The organism is Pseudomonadota bacterium, from assembly GCA_016195085.1.
Classification (GTDB): Bacteria; Pseudomonadota; Alphaproteobacteria; order SHVZ01; family SHVZ01; genus JACQAG01.
Genome location: JACQAG010000038.1, coordinates 59,401 through 78,350, shown reverse-complemented (window position 1 = coordinate 78,350; position 18,950 = coordinate 59,401). Strand labels below are relative to the sequence as shown.

General features: G+C 66.8%; 20 protein-coding genes and 1 tRNA gene. 17 read left to right on the top strand and 4 right to left on the bottom strand.

Annotated features, from left to right (window positions below):
- Window positions 1-20 precede the first annotated feature (20 nt).
- The 9 genes from HY058_11560 (at window position 21) to HY058_11520 (ending at window position 8,222) form a co-directional block, all read left to right on the top strand.
- Complete coding sequence (locus tag HY058_11560; GenBank protein ID MBI3497930.1) at window positions 21-839, top strand: ABC transporter permease; 819 nt, start codon at window positions 21-23, stop codon at window positions 837-839.
- A complete protein-coding gene (locus tag HY058_11555) occupies window positions 839-1,642 on the top strand; it encodes an ABC transporter permease (protein ID MBI3497929.1) in 804 nt (267 codons plus the stop codon). The genes HY058_11560 and HY058_11555 overlap by 1 nt, the downstream gene beginning before the upstream one ends.
- A gap of 10 nt (window positions 1,643-1,652) precedes the next feature.
- On the top strand, window positions 1,653-2,762 hold the full coding sequence (locus HY058_11550) for an ABC transporter ATP-binding protein (protein MBI3497928.1): 1,110 nt from the start codon (window positions 1,653-1,655) through the stop codon (window positions 2,760-2,762).
- Window position 2,763: 1 nt separating this feature from the next.
- Window positions 2,764-3,819, top strand: coding sequence for an ABC transporter substrate-binding protein (locus HY058_11545; GenBank protein ID MBI3497927.1), 1,056 nt, complete (start codon window positions 2,764-2,766; stop codon window positions 3,817-3,819).
- 80 nt (window positions 3,820-3,899) lie between these two features.
- A complete protein-coding gene (locus HY058_11540) occupies window positions 3,900-5,978 on the top strand; it encodes an acetate--CoA ligase family protein (protein MBI3497926.1) in 2,079 nt (692 codons plus the stop codon).
- 112 nt (window positions 5,979-6,090) lie between these two features.
- A complete protein-coding gene (locus tag HY058_11535) occupies window positions 6,091-7,260 on the top strand; it encodes an acyl-CoA dehydrogenase family protein (GenBank protein MBI3497925.1) in 1,170 nt (389 codons plus the stop codon).
- Between the two features lie 33 nt (window positions 7,261-7,293).
- The gene (locus HY058_11530) at window positions 7,294-7,542 is read left to right on the top strand and encodes a hypothetical protein (GenBank protein ID MBI3497924.1); all 249 of its coding nucleotides are present in this window, start codon (window positions 7,294-7,296) and stop codon (window positions 7,540-7,542) included.
- Between the two features lie 94 nt (window positions 7,543-7,636).
- The gene (locus tag HY058_11525; protein MBI3497923.1) at window positions 7,637-7,924 is read left to right on the top strand and encodes a type II toxin-antitoxin system RelE/ParE family toxin; all 288 of its coding nucleotides are present in this window, start codon (window positions 7,637-7,639) and stop codon (window positions 7,922-7,924) included.
- On the top strand, window positions 7,914-8,222 hold the full coding sequence (locus tag HY058_11520; protein ID MBI3497922.1) for a HigA family addiction module antidote protein: 309 nt from the start codon (window positions 7,914-7,916) through the stop codon (window positions 8,220-8,222). Before HY058_11525 ends, HY058_11520 begins: the two co-directional genes overlap by 11 nt.
- Window positions 8,223-8,319: 97 nt before the next feature.
- On the opposite strand, the gene HY058_11515 is transcribed toward HY058_11520, so the two are convergent.
- The 4 genes from HY058_11515 to HY058_11500 form a co-directional block, all read right to left on the bottom strand.
- Window positions 8,320-8,396: transfer RNA gene (locus tag HY058_11515), tRNA-Pro, on the bottom strand.
- A gap of 60 nt (window positions 8,397-8,456) precedes the next feature.
- Complete coding sequence (locus HY058_11510) at window positions 8,457-8,669, bottom strand: hypothetical protein (GenBank protein MBI3497921.1); 213 nt, start codon at window positions 8,667-8,669, stop codon at window positions 8,457-8,459.
- Between the two features lie 39 nt (window positions 8,670-8,708).
- Window positions 8,709-9,557, bottom strand: coding sequence for a polyphosphate kinase 2 (gene ppk2, locus HY058_11505; protein ID MBI3497920.1), 849 nt, complete (start codon window positions 9,555-9,557; stop codon window positions 8,709-8,711).
- A gap of 276 nt (window positions 9,558-9,833) precedes the next feature.
- A complete protein-coding gene (locus HY058_11500) occupies window positions 9,834-10,832 on the bottom strand; it encodes a LysR family transcriptional regulator (protein MBI3497919.1) in 999 nt (332 codons plus the stop codon).
- A 209-nt stretch (window positions 10,833-11,041) separates the two neighbouring features.
- On the opposite strand from HY058_11500, the gene HY058_11495 reads away from it, so the two are divergent.
- From HY058_11495 to HY058_11460, 8 genes are all read left to right on the top strand, one after another.
- Window positions 11,042-12,073, top strand: coding sequence for an ABC transporter substrate-binding protein (locus tag HY058_11495; GenBank protein MBI3497918.1), 1,032 nt, complete (start codon window positions 11,042-11,044; stop codon window positions 12,071-12,073).
- Between the two features lie 209 nt (window positions 12,074-12,282).
- Window positions 12,283-13,101 (top strand): ABC transporter ATP-binding protein, encoded by an 819-nt coding sequence (locus tag HY058_11490; GenBank protein ID MBI3497917.1) that lies wholly within the window; start codon window positions 12,283-12,285, stop codon window positions 13,099-13,101.
- Window positions 13,101-13,940 carry an ABC transporter permease gene (locus tag HY058_11485; GenBank protein ID MBI3497916.1) on the top strand — a complete coding sequence of 280 codons (840 nt, stop codon included), beginning with the start codon at window positions 13,101-13,103 and terminating at the stop codon, window positions 13,938-13,940. Before HY058_11490 ends, HY058_11485 begins: the two co-directional genes overlap by 1 nt.
- 35 nt (window positions 13,941-13,975) lie before the next feature.
- The gene (locus tag HY058_11480) at window positions 13,976-15,337 is read left to right on the top strand and encodes an FAD-dependent oxidoreductase (GenBank protein MBI3497915.1); all 1,362 of its coding nucleotides are present in this window, start codon (window positions 13,976-13,978) and stop codon (window positions 15,335-15,337) included.
- A 20-nt stretch (window positions 15,338-15,357) separates the two neighbouring features.
- Entirely contained in the window at window positions 15,358-16,551 is a 1,194-nt protein-coding gene (locus HY058_11475; GenBank protein MBI3497914.1) for a CoA transferase, read from the top strand.
- The gene (locus HY058_11470) at window positions 16,548-17,324 is read left to right on the top strand and encodes an enoyl-CoA hydratase/isomerase family protein (protein ID MBI3497913.1); all 777 of its coding nucleotides are present in this window, start codon (window positions 16,548-16,550) and stop codon (window positions 17,322-17,324) included. Before HY058_11475 ends, HY058_11470 begins: the two co-directional genes overlap by 4 nt.
- A gap of 4 nt (window positions 17,325-17,328) precedes the next feature.
- Window positions 17,329-17,658 carry a 4Fe-4S binding protein gene (locus HY058_11465; protein ID MBI3497912.1) on the top strand — a complete coding sequence of 110 codons (330 nt, stop codon included), beginning with the start codon at window positions 17,329-17,331 and terminating at the stop codon, window positions 17,656-17,658.
- Window positions 17,655-18,923: an amidohydrolase family protein gene (locus tag HY058_11460; protein ID MBI3497911.1), complete on the top strand. Its 1,269-nt coding sequence runs from the start codon at window positions 17,655-17,657 to the stop codon at window positions 18,921-18,923. Before HY058_11465 ends, HY058_11460 begins: the two co-directional genes overlap by 4 nt.
- Window positions 18,924-18,950: the final 27 nt, after the last annotated feature.

Sequence of the window (18,950 nt, the reverse complement as noted above, 5' to 3'; positions counted from 1 at the left end):
CGGCGGCGGCGCGCGGGCGTCTGGTCACGATGGCGCTGCTGGCGCCGGCCGTCATCTTTCTCTCCGCCGCATTCTTGGTGCCGCTGGGCTTGCTCTTGAAGCTGAGTCTGTCCGCGCCCGACGGCCCGTTCTCCACATATTGGGAGATCTTGGGCTCGTGGCTGTATCTCCGGGTCTTCCGCGGCACTTTGGTGTTGGCAGCGACGGTGACGGCGATCGCCGTTCTCTTAGGCTATCCCACCGCCTACATGCTGGCGCGGCTCAAGGGATTGGCGCTGACCCTAGCCGTCTACGGCGTGCTATTCCCGCTCTGGATCAGCGTCTTGATTCGAACCTTCGCCTGGATCCTGCTCCTGGAGAAGAACGGACCGTTGAACCGCACCCTCGTGGATGTGGGCCTCATTGCTCAGCCGGTCACGCTGCTCTTCAACAATACCGGCGTGCTCATCGGCATGGTCCATGTGCTGCTGCCCTACGCAATTCTGCCGATCTATGCCGGCATGCTCAGGGTCGACCAGCGATTGCTGCAGGCGAGCGACGGGCTCGGCGCCTCGCCCTTTCTCACCTTCGCCAGAGTCTACCTGCCTCTGACCATGCCCGGCATCGGCACCGCGGCGACCTTCGTCTTCCTCCTGTCGCTCGGCTTCTTCGTCACGCCGGCGCTCCTGGGCGGGCCCAACAACATGACCGTGGCCATGCTGATCGAGAACCTGGTGAACGAACGCCTGGCCTGGCCGCTGGCGGGCGCCGCCTCGATCCTGCTGCTGGTGGCGATCCTGGCGCTGCTCGCCTGCGCCACCAGGTTCGTCAAGCTCGATGCCGCCCTGGAGGCGCGCTGATGTCCGGAGAGGGGCGGTTCGCGCGCGCTTCCGTGCACGTCTTCGGCTCGAGCGTGCTCGCTTTCCTGCTGCTGCCGATCCTCGCCGTGGTGCCCGCCTCCTTCAACTACGGCTCGTTCATCCGGCTGCCGCCCGAGACCTGGTCCACGCGCTGGTATCTTCGCTTCTTCGCCGATCGCGAATGGCTGACCTCGCTCGCAACCAGCATCGAGGTCGCCACGATCGCAGCATTGGTGTCGGTCGCCCTCGGCACCGCCGCCGCACTCGGCCTGGCGCGAATGACCGGCAGGCTGAGAGCGATCCTGCTCGGGCTCATCCTCGGTCCGATGATCGTGCCGGTCATCGTGCTGGCGGTATCGCTCTACTATATCGGGCGCTATTGGGGGCTGACCGGCACCTTGAGCGGTTTGGCCTTGGCCCATGTGCTCATATGCATGCCGTTCGTGGTGCTGAATGTGAGCGTCAGCCTGCGCGCGCTCGATCCCAGCTGGTTGCGCGCGGCCGAAGGTTTGGGCGCCTCGCCGGCGCGGGTGTTCCTGACCGTCACCTTGCCGACCATCCTGCCCGGCTTGCTGGGTGGGGCGGTATTCGCGCTGATCTCCTCATTCGACGAGGTCGTGCTCTCCATCTTCCTCGCCGGCGTCCAGACGAAGACCCTGCCGGTCAAGATGTGGGAGGTGGTTCGCCTTGAATTCACCCCGATCTTGTCGGTCGCCTCCACCCTCTTGATCCTGGTGACGGTGGTGCTGTTCGTCCTATTCCGCCTGGCCGCGCCCCGGGCTGGAGCAAGCGCTAGTCCATGAGTGCCCCCCCATGAGCGGCCGGGGCCAGTCGATCCGCTTCGCCGGTGTATCGCGCTCCTTCGGCGCGGTGCGGGCGCTGCTCGCCACCGAGCTCGAGGTTCGCGCCGGCGAGTTCTTGACATTGCTGGGGCCGAGCGGGTCGGGCAAGACGACCTTGCTCAACATCGCCGCCGGCTATCTGGCACCCACGAGCGGACGCGTCATCGTCGGCGAACGGGACGTGACCGAATTGCCGCCGCGCCGGCGCAATGTCGGCATGGTGTTCCAGAACTATGCGCTGTTCCCGCATATGACCGTGGCCGACAACGTCGCCTATGGCTTGCGCGCGCGCGGCACTCCAGGTGCGGAGCGCAAACGCCGGACGGACACGGCCCTCGAGCTGGTCCGGCTCGAAGGCTATGGAAGGCGCCGGATCGCCGAGCTGTCGGGCGGGCAGCAGCAGCGCGTCGCCTTGGCGCGGGCACTGGTGATCGAGCCGGATGTGCTGCTCATGGATGAGCCGCTTGCCGCTCTCGACCGCCAGCTCCGCCAGCATGTGCAGCTGGAGATCCGCCGCCTGCATCGCGAGCATGGGCGCACCACGATCTACGTGACCCATGACCAGGAGGAAGCCCTGGTCATGTCGGATCGCATCGCCATCATGCGCGAGGGCGCGATCGAGCAGCTCGGCCGGGCGGAAGAGCTGTACCGCCAACCGCAGGGCGCCTTCGTTGCCGGGTTTCTGGGCGAGTCCAATCTGCTCAGCGGCATGGTGACGGAGGTCGGTCGCGGCCGGGCGCGCATCCGGCTCGACGGACTAGCGCGCGAGATCGACGGCATCGCCGCCGACGGCCTTCGGAAAGGCCCCGCGGTCGCCCTCATCCGTCCCGAGTCGGTGCGGCTGGTGACGGAAACCGCCGGCACCGTCGCCGCCGTTCTGGAGGAGAGCATCTATCTGGGCGGCCTCGTGACCTTGCGCCTGCGCCTGCCCCATGGTCAGATGATTCTCTGCCGTCGCCTCGCCGGCGACGGCCAAATCCCGAGCGGGACGGTGGGCATCGAGTGGGCCCCCGACGACGTTCGCATCTTGCCTGACGATGCCCTGTCGCGCGCGGAAACGATCTCGAAAGGGGAGGCATGACATGATTACACGTCGGCTGTTCTTGGGCGCTGCCGGTACCGCTGCCGGTGCGGCGGCGCTGGGGCTCAGGCCTCTCGCGGCGCAGGGCCGCCCGTTCACCTTCTGCTCCTGGGGCGGCGCGCTTTCGGCCATGGAGAAGGACGCCTTCATGGATCCTGCCGAAAAGCTCTTCGGTACGCAGATCGTCAACGCATCGCCCACCACCCAGGCGAAGATCAAGGCGATGGCGGAGGCCAAAGCGGTGGAATGGGATCTGGTCGATGTCGGCGGCCGCAGCATCTTCATCGGCCGCGACCAGGGCTTCCTGGAGCCGATCGACTACAGCCTCGTCCCCAACGCCAAGACCGTCGATAAGCGCTGGGTGCACACCCATGGGGTCTACACCAGCACCGGCGCCACGCTGATCGCGTGGAACAGCAAGGCCTTTCCGAACGGCAAGGGGCCGCAGTCCTGGAAGGACTTCTGGGACGTGAAGAACTTCCCGGGCGCACGCGGCCTCTACAAGCTCATGTACTACAACTACGAGGCGGCGATGCTGGCGGCCGGGGTCAAGGAGTCCGAGATGTACCCGGTCACGCCCGAGAAGGCCAAGCAGGCGATCGCCAAGATGGCCGAGATCAAGCCGCATGTGAACGTGTGGTGGACGGCTGGCGCGCAGCCGCCGCAGCTTCTGGCTTCAGGCGAGCTCGCGATGTGCTCGGTGTGGAGCGGCCGGCTGTTCGACGCGCTGAAGGAGAAGGCGCCGATCGACTTCACCTGGAAGGACGGCATCGCTTGGGGCAACGCCTGGGTGGTGACCAAGGGGACACCCTACAAGGATCTGGCGATGAAGATCCTGAACTCGGCCTTGACCGAAGAGGCGCAGACCCGCTTGCTCGGCATCGGCGTCTACGGACCGGTGCTGGAAGCGGCAGCGAAGAAGGCGACACCCGAGCAGGCGAGGCAGCTCGTCATGCATCCCGACAATCTCAAGAACATGATGCTGCTCAGCGACGAGCAAGCCGGCGTCTATATGAGCAAGTACGAGGAAGACTGGAACAAGATGCTGCTCGGCTGATCCCGCGTCCCTGCGAGGCCCGTCGCCTTGCCTTGCGGCGGGCCTCCCTCTCCGTCTTGGTCCCACGACCTTGCCTCCGCATGAAGCCGCATAGGCTCGCCCCGCTGCTGTCGCCCCGCGCCGTCGCCTTCCTCGGCGCGAGCCCGCGGCCCAATTCGCCCGGCAACGACATGCTGCGCATGGTCAGGCGCGGCGGTTTCGAAGGTGCGGTCTATCCGGTCAACCCGAAATACGACAGCGTCGAGGGCTTTCGTTGCTACCCCTCGCTGGCGGCACTGCCCGAACCCGTCGACCATGTGGTGCTGAGTGTGGCCAATGCCGGACTGGAGGCGGCCCTCGACGATGCGATCCGGCACGGGGTGCCAGCCGCCACGATCTTTGCGAGCCTCTATCTGGAGAATGACGGGACGCCGCCCTTGCTGGAGCGGCTCTCCGCCAAGGCCAAGGCGGCGGGCATGGCGATCTGCGGCGGCAATTGCATGGGCTTCTACAACGATGCCGATCGCTTCTGGGCCGTGGGCTTCCCGGCCGAGCGCGAGGCGCGTCCGGGCCACATTGCCTTCATCAGCCATTCCGGCTCGATCTTCGGCGCGCTCGCCCACAACGATCCGCGCTTCCGCTTCAACATCTGCGTCTCGCCCGGCCAGGAGCTGGTGACCTCCGTCGCCGACTACATGGACTATGCCCTGGAGCTGGAGAGCACCCGGGTCATCGGTCTCTTCATCGAAGCGGTGCGCGATCCCGCCGGCTTTGTGGCGGCTTTGGACAAGGCGGCACGGGCCCGGGTGCCGGTCGTGGTCTTGAAGGTGGGCCGCACCGAGGCGGCAAAGCGCATGGCGCTCGGCCATTCCGGCGCCTTGACCGGCGACGATGCGGCCCATGACGCGCTCTTTCGCCGCTACGGCGTGCTGCGTGTCGATACCGTCGATGAGCTGGCGGCGAGCCTGCTCCTGTTCCAGCAAGGACGTCCGGCGGCTCCTGGCGGCCTCGGCGCCATTCTCGATTCCGGCGGCGAATGCGAGATGATCGCCGACCTGGCACCGGACAACGGCATTCCCTTTGCTGGGATCGGCGAAGGGACACGGGCCGCACTGGCGGCGAGGCTGGATCACGGGCTCGAGCCCCGCAATCCGCTCGATGCCTGGGGCACCGGCCGCGACTTCGTCGGCGTATTCCATGACTGCATGAAGGCGCTGCACGACGATCCCGACACCGCCCTCCTGGTGCATTTCGCCGACCTCAGAACCGGCTACTACGTGCATGAGGGCTATCTCGAGGCGCACAAGCGACTCATCGGCGCGACCACCAAGCCGGTGGCGATCGCCACCAGCTACACCCAGCTTCGCCACGATGCGATCGTGCGGGAGTTCGATGCGCTCGGCATCCCGGTGCTGGACGGCACGACCGCCTCCTTGAAGGCGATCCGCCATCTCTTGGCGTATCGCGATTACCTGTCGCGCGCCGATGATTTGGCTCCTCCGGCAGCACAGACTGCGGGGCGGCCATGGACGCAGTACGCTCCGCTCGAGGAGGCGGAGTCGTTGGCCCTCCTGGCGAGCTACGGCATCCCGACCATCGATTTTCGCCTGGCCGAGACCGCCGCTTCGGCTGAAGCCGCCGCGGCGGCGCTGGGATATCCCGTGGCGCTCAAGACCGCGGCACCAGGCATCATGCACAAGACCGATGCCGATGGTGTCCGGCTCGGCCTCGCCGATCCCCCCCGGCTTCGCGCCGCCTATGACGACATGGCCCAGCGGCTCGGCCCCCGTGTCCTCATCGCCGCCATGGCCGCGCCCGGGGTCGAGGTGATGCTGGGCATGAAGCTCGATCCGCAGTTCGGGCCGGTGGTCGTCATCGGCATGGGCGGCGTACTGGCCGAAGTGATCGGGTGCGTGACCCATGAGCTGGCACCCTTCGGTCAAGCGACCGCGCGCCGCGCGCTGGAACGGCTGGAGCCGCTCATGCGGCTGCTGGCCGGTGCCCGCGGTCGCCTGGCCGCCGATGTCGATGGGCTCGCGCGGCTGATCGCCAGCTTCTCGGCGATGGCGGCCGATTTCGGGGACCGTGTCGCCGAGATCGATGCCAACCCGGTTATCGCCGGTCCGAAGGGTGCCGTGGTGGTGGACGCCTTGGTGGTGCCGAACGCGGTAAGCACCTGATCGCGCAATTTCGCGGGTCGTGGCCGACTCGCGAAATTGCGCGTGAATCAGCTGCTCATTTGAAGCGACCAGTACCGACTTTCTGCGAAAGTCGGTACTGGGGGAGAGGATGATGGATCTGAGCATCGACAAGGCCGATCTGGAGCTGAAGGCGCGGGCGCGCCGGTTCGCCGAGACCGAGCTGTTTCCGGTCGAGCTGGAGCTCGAGCTGAATGGCCACCTGCCGGAAGCAACCAAGGCCAGGCTCAAGCAGGCAGTCATCGATCATGGTCTCAATGCCGTCAACCATGCGTGCCAGCATGGCGGGCAGGGCTTCTCCATCCTGCAGCAGACGCTCGTCAACGAGGAGCTGGGCAAGGCCACCGGCGCGCTCTGGGCGGTGGTTTGGCACCCGGCGCTGCCACTGAAGCGCGGCACGCCGGAGCAGGTCCGCGACTATCTCGTGCCAAGCTGCCAAGGCAGGCGCCGCGGCGCCTACGCCATCACCGAGCCCGGAGCCGGCTCCGATCCGCGTCAGGTCAAGACCACGGCACGACGGCGCCAGGACCGCTACTATCTCAGCGGCGAGAAGTGGTTCGTCACCAGCGGCGATGTTGCCGACTACCTCATCGTGCACGCCCATGTCGACGGCGACGCCAACCGGCCGACCCTGTTCCTGGTCGACAAGTCCTTGCCCGGCGTCAGCGTCAAGCGGGTGCCGAAATTCATGCACACCTATGTGTTCGAGCACCCGGAATTCCTCTTCGAGGAGGTCGAGCTCGACCAATCCAGGATCTTAGGCAGGGAAGGTGAGGGGCTCGAGCTCACCAAGGACTGGTTCGTCGAGGCGCGTCTGCAGATCGCCGCCAACTGCCTGGGGGCGGCGATCCGCGCGGCCGAGACCGCCAACGCCTATGCCGCCGAGCGCCAGCAGTTCGGCCGGCCGATCCGGGAGTTTCAGGCGATCGAGTTCATGCTGGCCGACATGGCGGTCGAGATCATGGCGGCCAAGAGCCTGGTCTATCGCGTGGCCTCCGAGATCGACCGCGGCCTCGACCGCAAGCTGGTGCATGCCCGCGCCTCGGCGGCGAAGCTCTACGCCTCGGAGATGGCCGGACGGGTCGTCGACCGGGCGCTGCAAATCCTGGGCGGCCGCGGCTATATGCGCGAGAACCCGGTCGAGCGCCTCTACCGCGACATTCGCGTCGACCGCATCTGGGAGGGCACGTCGGAGATCCAGCGGGCGATCATCGGCGGCCAAATCAAGAAACGCGGCCTCGGCCCCTATATCGACTGGAGCTGAGGTGAGGACGCGCCAACCGTGCTAGAAGAGCCCATGCCCGAATTCTACAAACCCGATTTAAGCGCCGGCACCAACGATCCCTTCGTCCGCGACGGCGAAGGCAAGCTGGTCCGGCGCAGCTTCTGGCTCGATATGAGCGACCGCTCGGTGGTGCTGGCGATGACGCAAGGGGTCGGAGCCTCGCTGACGGCCGAGCAGAAGCGCGCTCACCTCAAGGACATACGCCGCGAGCACCTTATCGGCGAGGTGTGCGTGCAGGAGATCTTGCCGCCGGAACGCTGAGCTGCGCGCCGTGCCGGAGACGAGGATCGAAGGTCGCTTCCCAGCCGATGGTCATGTTGCCAATGCTATCGGGAGCCGATAGTATTATCTCGGAGTGATCCGATCCTTCGCGAACCTCCTAGCCGAGGCAGCTTGGCGGCGCCAACCCGCCAAAGGCGTTCCGGTCGACATTCTCCGGGTCGCGAACCGGAAGTTGCTGCAATTGAACAATGCTCGTTTGCTCGGTGACCTGCGATCACCACCCGGGAACAGGCTGGAGGCCCTAAGGGGCAGGCGACGGGGCCAGTACAGCATTCGGGTGAATGACCAATGGCGGGTATGCTTTCGCTGGCACGATGGAGACGCCTACGATGTCGAGGTCTGCGATTACCATGACGAATAAGCGTCGTAAGGCGTTCCCGCCAGTGCATCCGGGCGAGGTCATTCAGGGTGACTATTTGGAGCCCTTGGGTATGAGCCAGTACGCGCTGGCGAAGGCGCTCAAGATCGGCCAAGCTCGGCTCGGTGAGATCGTTCGCGGAAAACGCGCGATCACGCCCGATACGGCGCTGCGGCTGGCGCGGTACTTCGGCACCACGGCCGAGTTTTGGATCGGCATGCAGGCGCAGTATGACCTCGAGCTGGCTCGCGATGCCGTCGGGAAGCAGATCAGCCGTCTGGTCCCGCGGCGAGCAGCATAGATAGACCTGGGCGGTGGCACGCGATCGTTCGGTGATGCCGAAGGGCCCCTGCGGCCCATGACGCTCCGGCTGGGCCGGCAAGGGTCCTTGCGAGGAATGGTCGGGGCGAGAGGATTCGAACCTCCGGCCTCTTGCTCCCGAAGCAAGCGCTCTACCAGGCTGAGCTACGCCCCGTGCCGGAGCGCAGGCTTATAGACCCCGGCCGGCCGCCGATCAATAGGGGAGCCGCAGGGTCTAGATCAGATTGACGATGAGGATGGCGACCAGGATCGCCGTACCCAGAGCCGCCATGAACCAGTCCCAGCGGTTGGCCGGGCGCATGGTGAGAGGCCACGTCCGTGCCCGGCTGTGCAGCGCCCGGTAGCTCTTCGCCGCGAGCTGGCGATCGACATGGGCATATTGCGTCCCGTCTTCATCTCCGGGGGCGCGGTCGACTTCGGATGCCATGGCGATCCTCCTGCCGAAGCGGCGGCGGCGCTCCTAGGGCTAATAGAGCGACGGCACGAAGCGTTGGGTCGACTTGCGCGGCCGCTTGTATCCCGTGTCGGATTGGCGCGGCGGCAATTCGATCTCAACCGGCATCATGTCGCGGTAGGGGATCCGCTGTAAGAGATGCTCGATGCAGTTCAGCCGGGCGCGTTTCTTGTCGTCGGCGTCGACGACCCACCACGGACTTCGTTTGGTGTCCGTGTGCTCGAGCATGATGTCCTTCGCCTTGGAGTATTCGACCCAGCGCTTGCGCGACTCGAGATCCATCGGGCTGAGCTTCCAGCGCTTGATGGGATTGCGCACGCGCTCGCGGAAGCGCTTCTCCTGCTCCTTGTCGCTGACCGAGAACCAATACTTGACGAGATGAAGGCCCGACCTGATCAGCATGTCCTCGAACATCGGACAGGAGCGCAGGAACTCCTCGTATTCTTCGTCCGTGCAGAACCCCATGACCCGTTCGACGCCGGCCCGGTTGTACCAGCTGCGGTCGAAGAGCACGATCTCGCCCTTGGCCGGCAGCTGCGCGACGTAGCGCTGGAAATACCACTGACCGCGCTCGCGCTCAGTTGGCGTTCCGAGGGCGACGATGCGGCAGATGCGCGGGTTGAGCGAGTCGCTGATGCGCTTGATCACCCCACCCTTGCCGGCGGCGTCGCGACCCTCGAAGAGGACCGCCACCCTCAGGCCCTGGACGCGAACCCACTCCTGCAGCTTGATCAGCTCGAACTGCAAATGGACGAGCTCGTCGATGTATTTGTACCCTTTTGCGGGCTTGCGCCGCGCGGGGCGGCCGATGATCTTCCAGGCCTCCTCGACCCGGGCCTTCTCTTTGACGTTGCGCGCCAGCTCGCCCTGCACCTGGGTTGCCACCGCCGCCGGCTTGCCCGATTTCGGCCGTCCAATTCTTTTGTCGTGCTTGGTCTTTTTGTGCTTTTTGCCCATTGGTCCCCCCCAAGGATTGTATGGGCGACGGCGGCAGTTCCGATACGGCCGATCGCCGACGCGATCGCTAGACTATAGGCGGGCGGCCGCAGGCTCTACACGGCTGCCGATTGTCGCAGAGGGCCACGGCGTGAAGCGGCGCCGAATCTTGCCCCCTGCGGCATCCGACGGCAGCGTTGACTAGGGTGCCCCCGGTCGGGCGAGCTTCGCCATCGGGCGCCGCGTTGCGCTGGCGCGGCTCCGAGGCACGTCGGCGGGCGTCGGCCGTGCGCTCGCGAGCTCGCCCGCAAACTCTTTCAGGCGCCGGCCGATATGCTCGAGGGCGAGCCGCGCCGGCGGCGACAGGCGCTTGGCCCTGGGCACCAGGATGCCGATCTGGCTGTCGCCGAGCCGGGGCTCGGCCAAGGGCACATGCACGAGCTGGCCGCGGCGGATCTCCTCGATGAAGCCGACGGGGGTGAAGAAGCCGATGCCGAGCCCGGCCAGCATCACCTGGCGCATGAACTCGGTCGAGTTGGAGATGATCCGTGGGCTGAGGCGGGCTCCGGATTTGGCGAACTCGGTCGCCATGATGGCATCCAGCAGCCAGCGGTCATGCAGCATGACCACCGGGTAGGCGGCGCAGTCGGTCAAGGTCAGCCTTCGGCGGCCGGCCAGCGGATGGCTGGGGGCCATCACCGCGCCGATCGAGGTGCGGATCTCGGCGGCCACGTCGATGCCGCGATGGCGCTTGTCCACGAACAAGACGCCAAAGTCGCTGCGCCCCGAGCGCAGCTCCTCGGCGATGCCGCTCGGATCCACCGAGAGCACGGTGAAGGTGACGTCGGGATAGCGGGCCGACAGCTCCTCGATGGCGAGCGGCATGAACCGCAGGAGGAGAGATTCGAGCGCGATGATCCTGACCTCGCCGGTGACCGCGCCCGAAAGGCCGGCGATCTCGGCCCGGGTGCGCTGGTAATCGGTCATGGTTTCGCGGATGTGGCGCAATAGCGCCTCGCCGGCCGCCGTCGGCTTGACCCCGCTCCGCCGCCGCTCGAACAAGGGCGTGCCGATTTGGGATTCGAGCTTTAGAATCTGCCGGTTGACCGCCGAGGAGGCGATGTTGAGGAGCGCCGCCGCCCGCCGGATCGAGCCCAGCCGGGCGACCTCGTCGACATAGCGCAGCACCGCGGCATGCATGGCGTTCCGGCACTCCCCAGATGATGCCAAAATAGCATCACCACAGGCGAAAATCTCTGCTTTTCGAGAGCATGGCCGAGCCCGCACAATGCCCCCGGGCGAAAGCCCGGGCGCTGGCCTATGACGCCGGGCAGAAGCGGGCGCGAGGCGGTCGTCTCTTCGGGTCGAGCCCAATCGACCCATCACTCTTCCGAACAGGGGAGTCACCGATGATCAAGAGGAATCGGCTTTCGCGTCGTGCGGTGCTGAAGACGGCCGGGGCGGCGACCGGGCTGGCGCTCGCGGGCATGCCGCGCTTCGTCCACGCCCAGGCCAAGACCGCCACGGTCAATTTGCAGCTGGGTTGGCTCGCCGGCGACAATCAGCTGGGCGAGATCGTCGCCAAGCAGCTGGGTTACTTCGAGGAAGAGAAGATCAACCTCGCCATCCAGCCGGGCGGACCCAACATCGACGGTGTGGCCATCGTCGCCTCCGGACGCTTCGAGCTGGGCCAGGTCTCCTCGAGCCCGTCCTTGATGCTGGCGGCCTCGCAGAAAATCCCGGTGCAATGCTTCGCCGTGGGCGCGCAAGAGCATCCTTACGCGTTCTTCTCGCTGCCCGCCAAGCCGATCCGCACGCCCCAGGACATGATCGGCAAGAAGATCGGCATCCAGGCGACGGGCAAGATCCTGCTCACCGCCCTGTTGAAGAAGCAGAACATCGCCGAGAAGGATGTCGAGGTCGTGGTCATCGGCTCGGAGCTGACGCCGGTCATGACCGGCCAGGTCGACGCGGTCACCGGCTGGATCACCAACACCACGACCTTGCGCGCACTCGGCAACAACTTCGTCACCATGCGGCTCTGGGATCACGGGGTGAAGCTCTACGCGCTGCCCTACTATGCGACCCAGGATACGCTGCAAAAAAACCCCGGCATGGTCCAGGGCTTCACCCGGGCTGCGGCGCGCGGCTGGGCCTACGCCTACCAAAACCCCGAGAAATCGGTCGAGCTCCTGCTGAAAGAGTATCCGAACCTGGTCAAGCCGGACGAGCTGGAAGCCGTGCCTGTCCTGAACAAGTTCGTCTTCACCGGCTCGACCAAGATGAAAGGGTGGGGCACCTTCGAGCCCAATGTCTGGCAGGAGCAGATCGACCTCTACGACCAGCTGAAGCAGTTCTCGGCGGGGCCGCCGAAGCTGGCCGAGGTGATGACCACCGGCATCCTGGAGGCGACCAAGGACGCGCGGCCGAAGCTGGGATAGCGGCGCATGCCATTTCTCGGGCTCCCTCTCCCTTGGGGTCCGCTCCTCGGGCTCCCTCTCCCTTGGGGAGAGGGTCGGGGTGAGGGGAAGCGGTTGCGCAAGGTCTGGCGGCAGATGGCTCGCGGCACGTCTGCCCCTCACCCCAGCCCTCTCCCCAAGGGAGAGGGAGTCAGAGGGGGCTGCATGTTTTATTGCGGGATCCGCTCGCGATGAGTCCCTCGGTTGAAGCGATCGCGGGCGCGCGCGTCGCCCCGTCCGCCCCGGTCGAGGACGCCGTCCGGTGCGAGGGGGTGGGCGTGCGCTTCGTGACCGAGCGCGGCTCGGTCACGGCGTTGAGCGATGTGAGCCTCACGGTGAAGCGGGGCAGCTTCCTGACCTTGCTCGGGCCGTCCGGCTGCGGCAAGTCGACCCTGCTCCGCGTCATCGCCGATCTGGTGCAGCCGTCTTCGGGCTCGCTCCGCGTGCTGGGCGACCGTCCGGCGATGGCGCGGATGAACCGCGACATCGGTTTCGTCTTCCAGGACGCGGCCTTGCTGCCCTGGCGCACCGCGCTTGGGAACGTGATGCTGCCGCTGGAGGTGGGCGGCGGCGGGGCCCGCGAGGGGGCCCGCTCGCCCACCGAGCTCCTGGCGATGGTCGGCCTCTCCGGCTGGGAGCATGCCTATCCCCACGAGCTGTCGGGCGGCATGCGCCAGCGGGTCGCCATCGCCCGCGCCTTGGTCTCGGGGCCGAAGCTCCTGTTGATGGACGAACCCTTCGGCGCCCTTGACGAGATCACCCGCGACCGCCTGAACGAGGAGCTCCTGGATGTGTGGGCTTCGACCGGCACCACGGTGATCTTCGTCACCCATTCCATCTACGAGGCGGCCTTCCTCGCCCAGGAGGTGCTGCTCTTGGCCGCGCGTCCGGGCCGAGTGCGGGAGTTGGTAGCCGTCGAGCTGCCGAGCCCGCGCCGGCTGCCGGTGCGCGAGACCGACGAGTTCGTGCGCCTCGTGGGCCATTTGCGCCGCGTGCTGGAGACCTGCTGATGACCGACCGCACTTTGGACCCGAGCCTGCCCTTCGTCGAGGACGCCGCCGCGCAGGCGGAATTCCAGGCCCGGCAGCGCCTGCTGGTCTGGCGCGAGCGCCTGCTGCCGGTCGCCGCCGTGATCGCACTCCTCCTCATCTGGTGGTGGGCGGTCGCGTATTTCGGCATCAGGCCGTTCATCGCGCCCTCGCCGGTGGCGGTCTTGAAGGTGCTGGCCGCCCGCTTCGATCTGTTGATGGCGAATTTGCTGCCCACCGCGATCGAGGCCGTGCTTGGGTTTCTCCTCGGTAATCTCACCGCGATCCTGATCGCCACCGTGTTCGTGCAGAAGAAGCTGGTCGAAGAGGCCTTCTTCCCGATCGCGGTCATGATCAACACCATCCCGGTCGTGGCCAAGGCGCCGATCCTGGTCCTCCTCTTGGGCAACGGCATGGAGCCGAAGATCGCCATTGCGGCGCTCATCTGCTTCTTCCCCACCCTGGTCAACATGACCAGGGGCCTGCGCGACGTGAACCCGCAGGCGCTCGAGCTGATGAAGGTGCTCTCGGCCCGCCAGCGCGAGATCTTCTTCAAGCTCAGGGTGCCGAACGCGCTGCCCTATCTCTTTTCGGCGCTCAAGATCGCCGCTTCCACCGCGGTCATCGGCGCCATCGTCGGCGAGTGGATCGGCTCCAACAACGGCATCGGCGCCCTCATCATCCAGGCGACCTACAACTTCGACTCGGCCTTGCTCTACGCCACCATCGTCGTCGGCTCGACCTTCTCGGCCTTGTTCTTCGGGGTGATCTCCTACATCGAGCGCCGCGTCGTCCGATGGAACGTGCCCGCCGCCGGCTGAGGCGTCGAACCGACTAGGGGACAAGGAGTCCAGCAATGACAGCGAGCGACAGCATCATCGAACGGACGAACGAGCGCGTGCCCGTCGCGGCCCGCGCCAATCTGGTGGTGGTCGGCGGCGGGCCGGCGGGTATCGCAGCCGCCGTCTCCGGTGCCCGCAACGGCCTCTCGGTCGTTCTCTTGGAGCGCTATCCCTATCTGGGCGGGCTCGCCTCGGGGGGCATGGTCCTGGTGCTCGACGACATGTGCAACGGCGCCGAGATCAGCGTCCGCGGGCTTTGCGCCGAGCTCATCGATCGCCTCAACCGCCTCGGCCTCGCCGTGGCGCCGCCGGAATCCGATCGCCGCTCCGATCCCGCCATGTGGCGCAAATGGTCGCGCTGGGGCGTGTTCGACTTCACCTCGCGGGCGAAGCCGCAGCCGATCTGCTATGCCGCCGCCTTCGACCCCGATGGCTTCAAGCGGGTTTCCAACGACATGATCGCCGAAGCCGGGGTCAAGCTGCGGCTGCATAGCTGGTTCTCCAAGGCGATCGTCGAGGATGGACGCATTGCCGGCGTCGTCGTCGACGGCAAGGAAGGACGCCAGGCGGTGATGGGCGATGTGGTCGTCGACGCCACCGGCGACCTCGATGTCGCCGCCTCGGCCGGGGCACCCTTTACCGTGGGCAGCTTCATGGTGACGACGGTGTTTCGCCTCGGCGGCGTCGACACCGAGGAGGCCGAGCGCTTCGAGTATGGCGAGCCGGAAGCCTTCAATGCCATCGACCGCGAAGCCAAGAAAGTACTCGGCGGCTCCTGGGACAAGTGGTGGCTGAAGACGCCGCTGCCCGGCATCGTCTGGTGCAATTGCCCGCACATGACCGGCTATGACGGGCTCAAGATCGAGGATCTTACCCGGGCCGATTTCGAGGGCAGGCACCGCATCGCCGCACTGGTGGAGTTCGTGCGCGGCAAGCTGCCGGGCTTCAGGGATGCCTATGTCATCGACGTGGCACCCCAGCTCGGCATCCGCCAGACCCGGCTCTTGGACGGCGTCTATGTCATGACCAAGGAAGACGTCATGAACCGCCGGCATTTCCGCGACAGCGTCGCCCGCGGGCGCGACTACTATTATCCCTATCGCACGCTGTTGCCGCGCAACGTGGCGCAGCTCTTGGTCGCCGGGCGCCACTACTCGGCCACGTCGGCCGCCCAGCGCATGTCCCGGGAGATTCCGCCCTGCATGGCGATGGGCGAGGCAACCGGGCTCGCGGCCAGCATGGCGCTCGCCGCCGGCATCACCGTCGACCGCGTCGACGTCAAGGCGTTGCAGGCGAAGCTGAAGGCCCAGGGTGCCGACCCCGGGGACGTGCCGGCCGCCAATGCCGGCCCCGAGGAGGCGGAGAGGGCGGCATGAGCCAGCATCCGTCAAACGGCATGGCGCAGCCCCTCGCCGGCGTCAGGGTCATCGACTTCACCCAGGTGATGATGGGTCCCTGCGCTACCCAGATGCTGGCCGACTATGGTGCCGACGTGATCAAGATCGAGCGGCCCGGCGGCGGCGACCTGTCGCGCACCTCGATCGCCGACGACCCCGACGGCCTCGACAATCCGGTCTTTCGCAGCCTCAACCGCAACAAGCGCTCGCTCGCGATCGACCTCAGGAACGAGGCCGGCAAGAGGATCGTCTACGATCTCATCAAGACCGCCGACGTGGTGGTGAACAACTTCCGTGCCGGCGTGATGGAACGCATGGGCTTCGGCTATGCCGATCTTGCCCGGATCAATCCCCGCATCATCTGCGCCTTCGGCTCCGGCTTCGGCCAGGCGGGGCCGCTCGCGCACAAGGGCGGTCAGGACGTTCTGGCGCAGGCGCTGTCGGGGGTGATGGCGCGGAAATCCAACGAGGAGCTGCCGCACTCCATCTATGCGACGGCACTCGCCGACTACTCCGCCGGCATGCATCTGGTGCAAGCCATCCTGCTGGCACTCCTGCAACGCGGTCAGACCGGAAAGGGCCAGCAGGTCTCGGTCTCGCTCTACGATTCCATGCTGGCGATGCAGATGCAGGAGGCGGCGATGTGGCTGCAGCGCCGCCGCGAGCTGAATTGGGGCGCCTTCCCGCTGACCGGCGTCTTTGCCACCACCGACGGCGCCTTGGTGCTGGTGGGGGCCTTCAAAGCCAACCCGCTCCGGGACATCTGCAAGGCCTTGGACCTGCCGGATCTCTCCGCCGATCCGCGCACTGCGAAATTCGCCGGCCAGATGCAGCACAAATCCGAGCTGCAGCGGCGCTTCGGCGAGCGCTTCGCCAGCAACACCACGGCCCATTGGCTGGCCCGCCTGGAGGAGCAGGATCTCCTCTGCGCGTCGGTGCAGAATCTGCCCGAGGCCTTGGACCACGAGCAGACCCAGGCAAATGGCATGGTGGTGGCGTTCGATCGCCCGAGTACCGGCGGCGGCAACGAACCGATGCGTCTCATCGGCACGCCGCTGCACATGGACGCTTCGGCCTTCCAGCTCCGATGCCCGCCGCCGGGTTTGGGCGAGCACAACGCCGCCATCCTCCGGGAGCTCGGCTACGATGCGGCCGGCATCGACCGCCTCACCGCCGAGAAGGTGCTGTCGTGAGCGTCCGCTACGCGCTCGAAGCCGGGGTCGCCCGCATCACCATCGACCGACCGGAGCGGATGAATGCGGTCGACCAGGAGACCGAGGCGGAGCTGATCCGGCTCTGGGAAGAGATCGAGCGCGACCGCGTCGTCCGCGTCGTGGTGCTGACCGGTGCCGGCGAGCGCGCCTTCTCCACCGGGGCCGACATGAAGGCGGCGAACGGCGTCTCCGGCCTCGACTATTGGGCGGCCCCGCGCCCGGGCGGCTTCGGCGGCATCGCGCTCCGCGACACGCTCAATGTACCGGTCATCGCCCGGGTCAACGGTCATGCCGTCGGCGGCGGCTTCGAGATGGTGCTGGGCTGCGACATCGTCGTTGCCGCCGAGCATGCGAGCTTCGGCCTGCCGGAGCCGCGCGTCGGGCGCCTCGCGCTCGATGGCGGTATCGCGCTCTTGCCGCGCCGCATCCCCCATGTCCTGGCCATGGGGATGCTGCTGACCGGAAGGCGCATCGCCGCGGCGGAGGCCTTCCGCATGGGATTGGTCAACGAGGTGGTGCCGGCGGCCGAGCTGGACCAAGCGGTCGGGCGCTGGGTCGACGACATCCTCGCCTGCGCGCCCCTGTCGGTCAGGGCGATCAAGCGCATGGTCAAGGCCGGGAGCAAGCTCTCTCCCCAGGAGGCGCAGGCGCTGCGCCTGCCCGAGCTCATGGCCGCGCTCAAATCATCCGACCAGGAGGAGGGCGTGCGCGCCTTCCAGGAGAAGCGCCGGCCACAATGGCGGGGCCTGTAGGCGCATGACCTACGTCGTCGCCTCGGCCTGCATCGACGTCAAGGACGGCGCCTGCCAGGATGTCTGCCCCGTCGACTGCATCTACGAGGGCGGGCGCATGATGTACATCCAGCCCGATGAGTGCATCAATTGCGGTGTCTGCCTGTCGGTCTGCCCGGTTGAGGCGATCTACGACGAGGACGATCTGCCGGAAGCCGAGCGTCCGTTCAAGGCGGTGAATGCCGAGTTCTTCGGTCCAGAGGTCACCGGCTGGGGCGCTCCCGGCGGGGTCGGGCCGAACTATGTAAGTAAGGACGATCATCCCGCGGTCGCCGACCGGCCGAAGGCGATATGACGCTGGTGCTGTCGGGTGCGGCCGTGCTCACCATGGACGCCGGCGACCGGTTCCTGGATGCGGCCGACCTCCACATCGACGGCACCGACATTATCGCCATCACCCCGCCCGGGAGCGAGCGTGCCGCCGAGGCGGAGGTGATCGACTGCAGCGATGCCTTGGTGGTGCCGGGCTTCGTCAATGCGCATACCCATTGCTGCGCTGGCATCTTGCGCGGTGTGGCCGAAGACAAGCCCCGCAGCTTCTGGTCCGAGTACTACACGCTGCCCCGCCAGGACCGGCTCGGCGTCGAGGACTATGTCTTCGCCGCCGGCATCGCCTGCCACGAGCTCCTGCTCCATGGCGTCACCTGCATCGCCGACCGCTTCGGCTATATGGACCGGATCGGCGTGGCGATCGAGCAATCGGGCATTCGCGCGGTCCTGGGGCCGACGCTCACGGAAGGCCAGGGGCCTGCGGACTGGCGTACCTCGGATGCGGTGTTCGAGCGCTGGGGGGCGAGCCCCGCGGCCCGCATCAGCGCCGGCATCGCGCCCCATGCGCCCAATACCTGCTCGGATGCGCTCTTGCGCCGCTGCGCCGGTGCCGCCGAACGGCTCGGATCCCGGGTCTTCGTGCATCTGGCGCAGAACGAGGCGGAGGTGGCTCAGCTCCGCGCCCGCGGCTATTCCGGCGCGCTCGCCTCCCTCCTCGAGAATGGCTTGACCGGCCCGCATGTCGTCGCCGCTCATTGCCTCTATCTCGAGGAGGCGGAGATCGAGGCCTGGCCGCGCCATCAGATCTCGATCGCCCATTGTCCCGGCAGCAACATCAAGATCGAGGGGCGCACCATCCAGCTCTCTCGCTTCGCCGGTAAAGTTGCCATCGGCATCGGCACGGATTGGGCCGCCAGCGACAACGCCATGGACGTGCTGGCGGAGACGCGGCTGGCGGCCTTGGTCGGCAAGCTCAAGGCCGACGACCCGGCCGCCCTGCCGGTTACCTCCATGCTGAGGATGGCGACGATCGAGGGGGCCCGCGCGCTCGGTCTCGATCGCGTCGTCGGCAGCATCGAGACCGGCAAGCGCGCCGATCTGGTGGTCCTCGACTTGAAGCGTCTCTCGGCCAATCCGCGCCACGACCTCGCCGCCAACCTGCTGTATTCCATGGGCCCCCATTGCGTGCGCGACGTCATCGTCGACGGGGCGGTGCTGGTGCGCGATGGCAAGCTCATGCGCGCGAACGAGGCCGAGCTCGCCCGCCAGCTCGACCGGCGGAAGCCCTAGGATCCTAAAATTCGTCATTGCCGGGCT